General features: G+C 61.4%; 10 protein-coding genes. 6 read left to right on the plus strand and 4 right to left on the minus strand.

Annotated features, from left to right (window positions below; all coding sequences use genetic code 11):
* The first annotated feature begins 99 nt into the window (after positions 1-99).
* Together ACFOTD_RS04345 and ACFOTD_RS04350 are read left to right on the plus strand one after the other, a co-directional pair.
* Positions 100-873, plus strand: coding sequence for a hypothetical protein (locus ACFOTD_RS04345; protein ID WP_378116087.1), 774 nt, complete (start codon positions 100-102; stop codon positions 871-873).
* Between the two features lie 4 nt (positions 874-877).
* Positions 878-1,315 (plus strand): hypothetical protein, encoded by a 438-nt coding sequence (locus ACFOTD_RS04350; protein WP_378116088.1) that lies wholly within the window; start codon positions 878-880, stop codon positions 1,313-1,315.
* Positions 1,316-1,608: 293 nt separating this feature from the next.
* On the opposite strand, the gene ACFOTD_RS04355 is transcribed toward ACFOTD_RS04350, so the two are convergent.
* The 4 genes from ACFOTD_RS04355 to ACFOTD_RS04370 all read right to left on the minus strand — a co-directional run bounded on the left by ACFOTD_RS04355 (position 1,609) and on the right by ACFOTD_RS04370 (position 8,179).
* Positions 1,609-2,256, minus strand: a complete 648-nt coding sequence (locus tag ACFOTD_RS04355; protein WP_378116090.1) for a transcriptional regulator — start codon at positions 2,254-2,256, stop codon at positions 1,609-1,611.
* A 179-nt stretch (positions 2,257-2,435) separates the two neighbouring features.
* Positions 2,436-4,283 carry a DNA helicase RecQ gene (recQ, locus tag ACFOTD_RS04360; RefSeq protein ID WP_378116092.1) on the minus strand — a complete coding sequence of 616 codons (1,848 nt, stop codon included), beginning with the start codon at positions 4,281-4,283 and terminating at the stop codon, positions 2,436-2,438.
* A gap of 146 nt (positions 4,284-4,429) precedes the next feature.
* Complete coding sequence (helD, locus tag ACFOTD_RS04365; protein ID WP_378116094.1) at positions 4,430-6,814, minus strand: RNA polymerase recycling motor HelD; 2,385 nt, start codon at positions 6,812-6,814, stop codon at positions 4,430-4,432.
* Between the two features lie 132 nt (positions 6,815-6,946).
* Complete coding sequence (locus ACFOTD_RS04370) at positions 6,947-8,179, minus strand: GIY-YIG nuclease family protein (protein ID WP_378116096.1); 1,233 nt, start codon at positions 8,177-8,179, stop codon at positions 6,947-6,949.
* A gap of 145 nt (positions 8,180-8,324) precedes the next feature.
* Here ACFOTD_RS04370 and ACFOTD_RS04375 point away from each other — a divergent pair, with 145 nt between their 5' ends.
* From ACFOTD_RS04375 to ACFOTD_RS04390, 4 genes are all read left to right on the plus strand, one after another.
* Positions 8,325-8,870 carry an RNA polymerase sigma factor gene (locus ACFOTD_RS04375; RefSeq protein ID WP_378116098.1) on the plus strand — a complete coding sequence of 182 codons (546 nt, stop codon included), beginning with the start codon at positions 8,325-8,327 and terminating at the stop codon, positions 8,868-8,870.
* Positions 8,857-9,645, plus strand: coding sequence for a hypothetical protein (locus ACFOTD_RS04380; protein ID WP_378116100.1), 789 nt, complete (start codon positions 8,857-8,859; stop codon positions 9,643-9,645). Before ACFOTD_RS04375 ends, ACFOTD_RS04380 begins: the two co-directional genes overlap by 14 nt.
* 106 nt (positions 9,646-9,751) lie before the next feature.
* Positions 9,752-11,152, plus strand: a complete 1,401-nt coding sequence (locus tag ACFOTD_RS04385) for a SpoVR family protein (protein WP_378116102.1) — start codon at positions 9,752-9,754, stop codon at positions 11,150-11,152.
* A gap of 86 nt (positions 11,153-11,238) precedes the next feature.
* Positions 11,239-12,135 (plus strand): SDR family oxidoreductase, encoded by an 897-nt coding sequence (locus ACFOTD_RS04390; RefSeq protein ID WP_378116104.1) that lies wholly within the window; start codon positions 11,239-11,241, stop codon positions 12,133-12,135.
* Positions 12,136-12,165 lie beyond the last annotated feature (30 nt).

The following is a 12,165-nucleotide window of genomic DNA, read 5'->3' on the forward strand; positions in this document are numbered from 1 at the left end:
TCCAGCCGATCGTCAATGTGCCAAGTATATCCAGACGGAAGCGTTTCTACACCGACTGGAAGGGTGCATAACTTATGTAATAATTTGCAAACTAATGCCATGAAAAAGACCAGCTCGCGCAACCGCTATCCGTTCCTTCGTATGAGCATGCTCGGCGTCACGTATTCGTCCGCCCCCCGGCCGGCTATGGTTGCCTGGTGGTCGGCGGCTTTTCCGGGCTTCGGGCACTTCGTCATCAATCAGTATGCGCGCGGCGTCCTGCTCACGCTGACGGAGATGCTGATTAATACGTGTTGCAGGCTGAACGATGCGATCGTGTACACGTTCTGCGGACGATTCGACGATGCCGCGGCCGTACTGGATGCCGATTGGGCGTTCGGCTATGCAACGATCTATTTGTTCGCCATCTGGGACAGCTATCGACGCGCCGAATACCTGGGCCGTCTTCGCGAGCTGTCGGCGGGCGGGCTGCCGATCCGACGCATGGTCATCCACCCGTTGGATATCCAGTACATCGAGCGGAAAAAGCCGCTGTCCGGCTTTCTTTACTCGATTTTGTTCCCTGGGCTCGGTCAGCTTTACAATCAACGCTTCTGCTTGGCCTTTTACCTCATGTTCTGGTGGTGGGTCTATATCGGAATGTCCCATGCGCCGTCGGCAGGGGTCGAGCTGCTGTACGGATCGGTGTCCCGTTCGACCGCGATGCTCTCGCAGCATTGGTTCATGTTCATGCCTTCCGTGCTCGGCGGGGCGGCCTACCAGGCGTACCGGGGAACAATCGAGCAGAACAAGTTGTTCCGCGAGGCGCAGCGGGCTTATTTGAGAAACACGTACGACCGGGCCGAAATTGCCCTATTTGGGGAGTCGGGGTGAGAAAATGCTGTTAATCGGATGTTTTGCCCATACGATAGAGCTCGAGCAAGCGCTCGCCGACATCGAACGCAGCGGGGTCGACCGCATGCATATACTGGCGGTCGGCATGAATCTCCGCGCAGACGCGTCCGCCGAAGCCAAACAAAGCGATGCCGTCGAGATGGGCGCCGCTTGGGCGACGGCATTGGCCGTCATTGGCGTCGCCGCCGGCTTCGGCCTCGCATGGGGGCCGATCGTATGGGGGATCGTCGGCGCGATCGTCGGCTTCGCCGCGGGCTACTGCCTGCAGCGGATCTGGCTGCGAGGCCCCGCCCGATCCGGCACCACGGCGCCGGCGCCCGAAGTGACGGTCATCGTCCAATGCCCCGCCGGCATGTCCGACACCGTCCGCTTTGTCATGTACCGCCGCGGCGCCCTATCGGTCGGCGAGAGCGGAGCTTGAACGCTGGGGAGTCCGCTCTGCGCTCTATGACCGCTTTATGCTCAATGACCGCTCAGTCGCCGCTCCGCGCTCCCCCCTTTTTCGGCTCGTGACCACAGTTCCGCTATTTTCGCATTAAGCTGCCAAAACGGGCCTGCTGCGGACAGGAGGTTCGTTATTTTCCCTTTTAACTCCCTAATCCCCCCACTCTGGCGCGAATAACGGATCCTGGGTCCGGAACGCCCGCGTAGAACCTGGTTACTGTGAAATAGGGGATTCTGAGTCCGCTTACGGCACTCGATGTCCACTCCCGCTCAGCTTCTGAGTCTATAGGCTCGTACACGTTCGCTCCCGCTGGCGGGCTCCAACAGCTGCAAGCCCACAAGCCTATTCAGTACGCGTCTTGCATGCCGGTCGCTCACCCTTAGATGGCCGGCCAGCTCCAACGGCTTAATCGGCCGCGGCAAGCGCCGCGCAAGCCGTATGGTTTCAGCCTCCAGCCAATTCAGGGAGAATGACGATTCCGACGCAACGAAATGGCCGATAAACGCAAGCACCAACTGCTGGCACTGGCCAGGATCCTCTACGATCGAAGGATAGGCGATAGGCAAAAGCGTCCATCCGTCGAGCGCCATTAGGCAATGCCTTCGGCATAAATCCTTAAATCGTCTCACGTCGAGATCTCTCGCATGCGGCCCGTAGCCTTGGATCTCGATAGCTCCCTTTGCGCCACCTGGCATATAGGCGAGATCAACGTACCTATAACCGCCGCCGAAGTCGCGAACCTCCCATTCGGGATACAAGTCATCGAAATGGCCGACACGAGGAAACCAAATCGTTCGTAAAAACTCGATCGTACCGTGTCCTAAACCTTTCACGAGCCTTTCCTTCCTTCGCGGATTGGTTTCCGCATTAATATGCTTCTGCAGCCATGCTTCGAACATCTCGTCGAACCTGGACATCCTGCCGACTCCTCTCATCTCTTCGCCATGAAAAAAAAAGCCGCTTCCTGCGTCATTCCGGTATACGAGACCGGATAACGCATGAAAGCGGCGTGTGCTTCACGTCGATTAATTTGATGTAATTATAGCTGTGAAAGGACTAATTTGTCTACGATGGCTCGATCATACCAGCCGGCCCCTTAGCCCTCCACGTAATCCCGAATGGCCTCCGCAAACGCCTCGCCGTACTTCTCGAGCTTGGCGTCGCCGACGCCTTTGACGCGGCGCATCTCGTGCTCGGACGTCGGACGCAGCGCGCACATCTCCCGCAGCGTGGCGTCGCCGAAAATGATGAACGGCGGCACGCCCTCGCGCGTCGCAAGCGACTTGCGGACTTCCCGCAGCCGCTCGAACAGCTCGGCGTCGGCCGGCGGCACGGCCGACACGCCGCCCGAGCGCGAGCGGCTGCTCGTCCGTCCGCCGCTCTGCTGCGGCTCGATCCGCTGGAACACCTGCTCGCCTTCGCTCATGACGCCGCGGACTTTGGCCGCCAGCTGCACGACCGGGTACTGGCTGTCCGTCAGCTTGAGATAGCCGTCGGCGACGAGTCCGTGGATCAGCTGCACGATTTCCTTTTCCGACAGACTGCCGAGCCTGCCGTACCAGGGCAAGCTGTCGAACCCGAACTGCCGCACCTTGGCGTCGCTCGCGCCGCGCAGCACCTTCGCCGTCAGCGTGATGCCGAAGCGCTGCTTCATCGCGGAGACGCAGGCGAATACCAGCTTCGCCTGATCGGTAACGTCGCGCAGCTCGCGCTCGTCGGTGCAGCTGCTGCACCTCCCGCACGGCTCGCCGCCGTCCTCGCCGAAGTACCGCACGATCGCGCGCTGCAGGCAATCCGACGTATGCGCGTATTCCACCATATCGTTCAGCAGCCGATAGTCGTTCCGCCTGCGCTCGTCGTCCGCTTCGCTCCGCTCGATAAAAAACTTCTGCGTCACGACGTCCTGCGCGGAGAACAGCATCACGCATTCGCCCGGCTCGCCGTCACGCCCCGCGCGACCGGCTTCCTGGTAATAAGCCTCCAGGTTTTTCGGCATATTGAAGTGCACGACGTAACGGACGTTCGACTTGTCGATGCCCATGCCGAACGCGTTGGTCGCCACGATCAGCTGCAGATCGTCGCGGATGAATGCCTCCTGGGTCCGCGCGCGCTCCTCCTCCGGCAGGCCCGCATGATACATGCCGGCCGGAAGCCCCAGCGAGGTCAGGAACCCGGAGAGTCCTTCGACCTCCCGCCGCGTCGCCGCATAGATAATGCCCGACTGTCCAGCGCGCTCCCGGATGTAGCGGACGAGATAGTCCCGCTTGTCCGCGTTTTTGACGACCGAGAGGGACAGGTTCTCCCGCGCGTAGCCCGTCGTGACGCGAGCCGGCGAAGCCAGCTGCAGCCGATCGACGATATCGTCCTTGACGACGTCGGTCGCCGTCGCCGTAAAGGCGGCCATCACCGGACGCGGCTGGATGTCCTGCAGCATGCGGGAGATGCCCATGTAGCTCGGACGGAAGTCATGCCCCCACTGCGAGACGCAGTGCGCCTCGTCGACGGCGACGAGCGGCACCTTGATGTGGCGCAGCATGCCGCGGAAGCGCTCCGACTCGAGCCGCTCCGGCGCGACATATACGAGCTTGTAGTGACCGTAGTAAATATCGCGCAGCCGATCGTTGGTTTCCTTGGCCGAAAGCGTGCTGTTGATGAGCGTCGCCTCGATGCCCGCCGCGTTCAAGGCATCCACCTGGTCCTTCATGAGCGAGATCAACGGCGATACGACGATCGTCACGCCGGGCAGCAGGAGCGCGGGCACTTGATAACAGATCGACTTGCCCGCGCCGGTCGGCATGACGCCGAGCGCGTCCCGGCCGCTCAAGATCGCTTCGATCAGCTCCTCCTGTCCCCGACGAAACGCGTCGTAGCCGAAGAAGCGCTTCAGCACGCTGCGCGCCTCCCCCATCGACCGGTCGATGTCCTTGTCTATCGTGTCAGGCATTTAGGTTCCTCCTCGTAATTCCGCGCGGAAGCCCGCCGAGATATGCGCAGCCCCGCCAAAAACTTCTTCCTTATTTCACTGCGATCGCCCGTCCCGGGTTCATATGCCGCCCTATTAAGTCCGATGCTCGCACTTGAGCTCCGCGGCTATGTCAGATAGGGCGACAGCTCTCCCGTATAATAAATGTGGAGCACATGCAGCGCGCGCGTACTTACCGTGTACAGCAGCTTGCGGTGCCGCTCCTGTCCGTATCGCTCCGCCGAAGCGTCCCATACGAGGACGGCGTCGAACTCGATGCCCTTGGATAAATAGGAAGGCAGCACCGAAACGCCCTTCGGCAGGTTGGCCGAGCCGCCGCTGATAAGCGTCACCGGCACGTCCTCGCCAAGCTGTTCCTTCAGCAGCGCGCCGGCGTCGCCGGCCTCCTGCGCCGTCTTCGCGATGACGCCGATCGTAGCGTGACCCGCCGCGAGCAGCGCCGTCACGTCCGCCGCCGCCAGCTCTGCCAGCTGCGCGCCGTCGCGACATCGAATCAGCCGGGGCTCCTCGCCCTCGCGGTTGAACGGCCGGATGCCCTCGGCATCCTCGGGCCGCAATATCCGCTTGGACAGCTCGACGATCGGCTTCGTGGACCGGTAGCTCGTCGTGAGCCGCCATACGGCCGTGTCGGACGGATCTGCGAGTCGCGTCCAGCCTCCGAAGCCGCCGCTGTCCTCGGCCTGCGCATAGATCGCCTGGTTGAAGTCGCCCAGCACCGTCATCCGCGCGCGCGGGAACCGCCTGCGCAGGTATGCCGCCTGGAAGGGCGAATAGTCCTGCGCCTCGTCGACGAACAGATGCTTCACTTCGCCCTCGACCTTGCGGAAGCCTTCGAGCGCCTCCATCAGGTACAGCAGCGGCGTCGCATCCTCGTGGTCCAGCTCCTTGCGTCCAAGCTTGTCCTCGACGCGCTGCGCCATCCACTCCCAGCCCTCGGCCAGGCGCCCGTCCGGCGCGCATGCGGCGAACAACGAGCGGCTGACGAACAGCTGACGATAAGTCTCTGGCGCGTCCATGAACCGGAAGCCCTTGACCGCTCTGCGCAGCGGCCCGATCGCGTTCTCGGCGGCTTGCCGCAGCAAGAGCTCCGTCATCTTGTCCTCGTCGTCGAACGCGCTCTCGTGGAATCCGCCCTTGCGTCTCACGCTCACGTAAGCCCGCTGAATATCCTCTTCCTCCATCAGCTCGGCGGCTTGTTCGACCCAAGGCTCATCAAGCTGCGCATCCACCCAGGCGGTCAGTCGACCGTTCAGCCATCGCCTCAGCTTGGCCAGCCGGTCGCCGAAGCTGTCTTCGCCGTACTCGCCGTAAAATTGCCTGCTCATCTCTTCGGCGGACACGATCGTATCGCCCTTGAAACGGAGCTGCCGGAAGACGACGCCCTCCCGCTTGAGGCGGTCCAAATACGTCCCGACCGTCTCGAAGAAATGCTCCGAGCCCTTATAACGAACCGCGCGCGCGCGGGCCTCGCCCTCCGGCGTGCCCTCCGTCGCTGCCAAGTCTTCGGTCTGCGCGAATAAGTCCTCCGCGTCGAACCGTCTGCCGAGCCGCGCCTCGATCAGCTCGCGGAACGTCATCTGGCGCATGTTGGCTTCGCCCAGATCCGGCAGGACGCGGGAGATGTAGCCCTTGAATACCGGGTTCGGCGAAAAAAGCACGATCTGCTCGGCCGTGAGGCTGTCCCGGTAACGATAGAGCAAATAGGCGACGCGCTGCAAGGCGGCCGAAGTCTTGCCGCTGCCGGCCGCGCCCTGCACGACGATCAGGCGGTGGCGCTCGTCGCGGATGATCCGATTCTGCTCCTTCTGGATGGTGGCGACGATGCTTTTCATCGCCGTATCGGACTTTTCGGATAGCACCGCCTGCAGGATGTCGTCGCCGATCGTCTCGTCCGTGTCGAACATATGCCGCAGCCGGCCGCCTCGGATGACGAACTGGCGCTTAAGCGTCAGTTCCCCCGCGATCTCCCCGCCCGGCGTCTCATAGGACGCAGGACCCGGCTCGTGATCGTAGAACAGGCTCGAGACCGGCGCGCGCCAGTCGTAAATGTAGAACGTCTCTCCGTCATCGCCGACGAGAGACGCTCTGCCGATATAGATGACCTCCGGCTCCGCAGTCTCCCCCGCAGCGCCTCCGCCGGCGCCGCTCGCCGGCGCTGCCTTTTCCGCAAAATCGATCCGCGCAAAATAAGGATTGTCGTGCTGATGCGCCAGCCGCTCGGCGGCCTCCGAAGCGACCCTGTGGCTCCGCTCGCGCTCCGCAAGCAGCTCGGCCTGCTGCACGATGCTGCTCCACGTCTCTCCGAGCTCCGTCTCGTCGGAAAAGTTGATCGCCAGATCGTCCCAGAATTCCTGGCGAATGCCGACGACGTCGCCCCGCCGCTCGCCCTGTACGGACATTTCCTTCAGCAGCTTGCGGTCAATGATCCTGATCACCTCGGCGAGGCGCTCGGTCTCGCCGGTCCGTGCATCCGTCCGTTCCTGTTCAGACACCTGTCTTCTCCTCCGCATCGCATACGTTTCGTTTACGTTATCCACCTGTTGTAACATGACCTTAAGTCCCGTGCAAGTAAGCCTATTCGCGAAAAAAATGCAAATCGCACGAACGGCGGACCGTCGTGCGATTCATGCTTGCGAACGCTTCGTCTCCTCGAGATTGCGCCTGCACAGGCCGAGCAGGTCACGCTTCATGCCGCGCTGCGGAACGGTGATCCGCACGGCCGGCTGGCCGCGCCTCCGCAGCGCCGCGCGCAGCAAGCGGGCGTCGCCGATCTCGCTCGCGATGATCTCGTCGGGCCTCGACAGCGTCTTGTACCGCTCCATCAGGAAGCGGTCGCAAGCGGCCGCTCCCTCCTCTCCGCGCGACCAGGGGATGCACTCGAGGCGGTGCAGCATCCCCTCGTGAAATTGCGCGATGCAGACGTCGGATTCGCCGAAGTAGACGGCCTCCTGGGTGCCGTCGGTCTCCGTGTCGACGATCTGCCGCTCCGGCGTGCGCTCGAGAATCCGGATATGGCGCAGCATATGCTCCGCCTTCTCGAAGGCGAGCCGCTCCGCGTACGCCTCCATCTGGCTGTACATCGCGCCGACCAGCCGCTCTCCGCCGCCGGCCAGCAGCTTGGCTGCCGCGCGCGCCGTCTCTCGATACTCCTCGTGCGAGATATGTCCGGCGCAGACGCCGCTGCACTTGCCGAGATGGTATTCGAGGCACGCCCGTTTGGGCAGCGTGACGCAGGTGCGGAGCTTGTAATGCTCCGTCACGAAGGCGATGACCGCCTCGCGGAACCGGCTGCTGATAAACGGCCCGAACCGCTCGGCCGGCTGGTCCTCCAGAGCGGGAGTGGGGGCCGGCTCCGCCCGCTTGGGCGGGCGCGCCCCGCCGTCACGCGCTTCTGCGCCCGCCGCCGTCTGCTCGAGCGCCAGGCGCAGCTCGCGCTCCGCCGCGCCGCCGAAGCTCCGCGCGGAAGCCGCCTCGCCGGTCTCTTCGCGCACCGCGCGCCGGTCCCGATAATGCGCGATCAATCTCGGCAAGGGCTCACGGGTCAGCTGCAGGTACGCGTATCCGCTGTTGTCCTTTTTCAGCGCACGATTATAGGGAGGCTTGTGGATCTTGATGAGATTGTTCTCGAGGATCAGGCTCTCGTGCTCGTTGTTCACCACGATGACGGAGATCTCGGCGATCTCCGCGGTCAAGGCGGGAATCCGCCTGCGCTTGTCGGCACCGTTAAAATAGGCGCGCAGCCTGTCCCTTATGCACTTGGACTTGCCGACATACAGAATCCTGCCTTCGTTATTCTTCATGATGTATACGCCCGGCTGCTCCGGGTATCTGGCTGGTTCGAATAAGAATGCGGGCAATTTAGGCTTCCTCCCGAACATACATTCTAGCTACTAGTCTAGCAAGTCGGACGGTTTAACGCAATTACGTAAAAATCCCGATTATTTCCTTAAAAGAGCGAACCGGGCGCCCCGTTCGCTTGTCTATATGCCGAGGTGATCAGTCGTGGACAAAGAAGACCTGGCTCGCCGGGTCAATCCGGACCAGGCCATGTTGGGGGAGCTCTTGGACCGGTACGGGCAGGACGTATGGAACTACGCCTATTTCCTCGTCAAGCATCGCGCGATGGCCGACGATATCGCCCAGGATACGTTTATCCAGGCATATCGCCATTTCTCCGGGTTCCGGCAAGAAGCATCGGTTAAAACCTGGCTGCTGCGAATCGCGCGCAACGTCAGCTTCAATTATCGCAATGCGGCGTTTTTTCGCAAGGCGCTGCTGATGGATATCGTATCGCCGCGGCAGCCCGGACGATCCGCCGAGCAGGACTATCTGGCGCGCGAGGCGATGAGCGAGATCTGGCGATGCGTAATGGACCTGCCCGTGAAGCTGCGGGAGACGCTGGTGCTGCATGCCAAATACGAGCTGTCCGTCGCGGAGATCGCCGACCTGCAGCGAATTCCGGAAGGCACCGTCAAGTCGCGGTTATTCGCGGCGCGGCGCCGCATGGCGTTTCTATTAAAGGAGGACGACGAAGATGTACAAGCCTGACCAGCCGAAATGGTACGATCAGTTGAAGGGCGAGCCGCTGCGCGAGCGCAACTTTACGGGAACGCTAGCCGAGCGGATTAAGGAACGGACGATGTTACCCGAAAGCAGCGGACCGTACTATCGCCGCGTCGTAGCTGCTAGTCTGACTGCCGCGGTCGTCGCTTCGTGCGCGATCTTTTATGCGGGGCTCTCCGACTCTCAGACAAATGTAATCTTGGACAACCACGCCGAAACGGACGCGATCAGCTCGGCAATAGGCTCGACAGACGGTCCGATCAAAGTCAAGTTCGGCCCCGCTATCTTAACCGACGGCCGAACCGAAGCAGAAGCATACGATAAAGATAACCGCCACGCCCTGACTTGGATTCAGCCGGGCGAGCATTCAAAGCTCCAGTTCTGGTCGGTTCGATACGGGGATGACGCCTACAAATTCGGCGCCGATTATTACGACAAGGACGGAGATTCCGAGGAATGGAGCCTGCGGGCTACCGCCAACTTCACTGACACCGCAGAGGAGTCACGTCTTTCAAAAGCCGGATTGTCCGCGCACACCTTTGAACTGCATGGTTTTACCGTGATCGCGGGCCAATTGGGCGACGACATTTCGTCCGTAAGCCTTGAAAAAGGTGACGGAACGCGGACGAACGCCGATATTACGCAGAATGCGGACGGCCTTTTTTGGTTCGCGATCGTGGACGGCAGCCCGAACGACTACATCCTGCAGACGCAGGGCAAAGATGGTGAGCTACATACGGTTGCTCTGCCCTCGAAGTAGCAGTTCCCGTCTTCACGCCGCTTCAGCACAACCTAGTCAAGCCGCGCAGCCTCCCCGCATATACATGAGTAATCATGTCATGCCAATCCGAGGGGGAAACGCGCCCATGTCCCATATCGAATATCAACGCCAACTGGAGTTGGCCATCGGAGAGATCACGGAGATCGCACAAGGCTTCGGGCTCGACTTCTACCCGATGCGCTACGAGATTTGCCCGTCCGACATCATCTACACGTTCGGGGCGTACGGCATGCCGACGCGATTCAGCCACTGGAGCTTCGGCAAAACCTTCAATAAAATGAAGCTGCAATACGACCTGGGACTCAGCAAAATTTACGAGCTCGTCATCAACTCGAACCCCTGCTACGCCTTCCTGCTCGACGGCAACTCGCTCATCCAGAACAAGCTGATCGTGGCGCACGTGCTCGCGCACTGCGATTTTTTCAAAAACAACGCACGCTTCTCCACCTCCAACCGCGACATGGTCGAGAGCATGTCCGCGACCGCCGAGCGGATCAGCCAGTACGAGCTTGAATACGGCAGCGAAGAAGTCGAGAAGTTCCTCGATGCCGTGCTGGCGATTCAGGAGCATGTAGAACCCGGCATCGTGCGCCCGCAAGGCCTCGATAAACGCCGTTTTATGGAAGCGCAGCAGCGAGACCAAAAGCTAGGGCGCAAGTCCGCGCCGACTTCGGCTTACGACGATATTTGGCTGCTCGACGAAGTCGAGCGCTCGGAGCGGCTGCGGATTCAGGACCACAAGCCGGAGCTGCGCAAGTTTCCGCCGGAGCCGGAGAAGGACATTCTCTGGTTCATCCAGGAATACGCGCCGTTCATGGAAGACTGGCAGCGGGACATTCTGTCCATGCTTCGCGACGAGATGCTATACTTCTGGCCGCAGATCGAGACCAAGATCATGAACGAGGGCTGGGCCACCTTCTGGCATCAGCGCATTATCCGCGAGCTGAACCTCGATTCCGAAGAGACGATCGAATACGCCAAGCTGAACGCCTCCGTCGTCCAGCCGTCCCGCAGCTCGCTTAACCCCTACTACCTGGGCCTTAAGATGTTCGAGGATATCGAGAAGCGGTTCGGCCGCGAGGCGATGTTCGAGGTGCGCGAGCTCGATTCGGACCCTTCGTTCATCCGCAACTATTTGACGAAGGAATTGACCGAGGACCTGGATCTGTACGTGTTCGAGAAAAAAGGCGCGGACTGGACGATCACAGACAAGGAGTGGGAAAACGTCCGGGATCAGCTCGTATATTCGAGGGTAAACGGCGGGTTTCCGTATCTGGTCGTGACCGACGGCGATTACCACCGCAATGGCGAGCTGTACGTCAGCCACCGGTACGAAGGCGTCGAGCTGGACGCCAAGTATACCGAGCGCACGCTTCCTTATATGGCGAGGCTCTGGGGCAAGCCGGTCCATCTCGAATCGGTCGTCGACGGCAAGCCCGTGCTGTACACCTGCGACGGCGGCAAGACGACGCGCAAAAACCTGTAAGGTCCCGCCATATTCGGAGAATCGTGCGTAGAACGGCGTCGTTTGGTTTAACTTACTCCTAGAAACCATTGAAGGAGTGATGCGCCATGACGCCAACCAACCAGACGACCAGCCCGACCGAGACGCCGACGCGTCCGTCCCATGTCCCGCCGCAGCATCAGGATCAGCAGCCCGGCATCCAGAGCGATATGTATCCGGCCCCCGAGGTCGAATCTCCGACATACAAGGCCGCGGGCAAGCTGCTCGGCAAGGTCGCGCTTATAACGGGCGGGGACAGCGGGATCGGCCGGTCCGTCGCCATCACGTTCGCCAAGGAGGGCGCCGACGTCGCGATCCTCTACCTCAGCGAGTACACAGACGCGCGCGAGACGCAGCGCGAGGTGGAGGCCGAGGGCCGCAAGTGCATCATCCTGGACGGCGACGTCGGCGATCCGGCTTTTTGCAAGCAGGCCGTCGAACAGACCGTGACCCACCTCGGCAAGCTCGACGTGCTCGTGAACAACGCCGCCGAGCAGCATCCGCAGAAGACGATCGAGGACATCACCCCCGAGCAGCTGGAGAAAACGTTCCGCACGAACGTCTTCGGCATGTTCTACCTGACGCAGGCGGCGATGCCGCATCTGAAAAAAGGCGCCGCGATCATCAACACGACGTCGATCACCGCCTATCGCGGCAGCCCGGAGCTGCTCGACTACAGCTCGACCAAAGGCGCGATCGTCGCCTTCACCCGCTCGCTGTCGGGCAACGTCGTCGATAAGGGCATCCGCGTCAACGCCGTCGCGCCGGGCCCGATCTGGACGCCGCTCATCCCTTCGACCTTCGACGAGCAGAAGGTGGCGAAGTTCGGCACCGACAGCCCGATGAAGCGGCCGGGGCAGCCCGACGAGCTCGCGCCGGCGTATGTATACCTCGCGTGCGAGGACTCGTCGTACGTGACGGGACAAGTGCTGCATGTTAACGGCGGTACGGTCATTAACGGCTGAACGATCAAGTCGATGAAAAAAGGCACGGAG

Source organism: Cohnella sp. GCM10012308 (genome assembly GCF_042649185.1).
In the GTDB taxonomy this organism is placed as follows: Bacteria; Bacillota; Bacilli; order Paenibacillales; family Paenibacillaceae; genus Cohnella.

Coding starts and splice junctions, on each gene's coding strand:
- ACFOTD_RS04345 (WP_378116087.1), top strand. CDS start 100: ATGAAAAAGACCAGCTCGCGCAACCGCTATCCGTTCCTTCGTATGAGC.
- ACFOTD_RS04390 (WP_378116104.1), top strand. CDS start 11,239: ATGACGCCAACCAACCAGACGACCAGCCCGACCGAGACGCCGACGCGT.
- ACFOTD_RS04355 (WP_378116090.1), bottom strand. CDS start 2,256: ATGTCCAGGTTCGACGAGATGTTCGAAGCATGGCTGCAGAAGCATATT.
- ACFOTD_RS04385 (WP_378116102.1), top strand. CDS start 9,752: ATGTCCCATATCGAATATCAACGCCAACTGGAGTTGGCCATCGGAGAG.
- ACFOTD_RS04350 (WP_378116088.1), top strand. CDS start 878: ATGCTGTTAATCGGATGTTTTGCCCATACGATAGAGCTCGAGCAAGCG.
- ACFOTD_RS04380 (WP_378116100.1), top strand. CDS start 8,857: ATGTACAAGCCTGACCAGCCGAAATGGTACGATCAGTTGAAGGGCGAG.
- recQ (WP_378116092.1), bottom strand. CDS start 4,283: ATGCCTGACACGATAGACAAGGACATCGACCGGTCGATGGGGGAGGCG.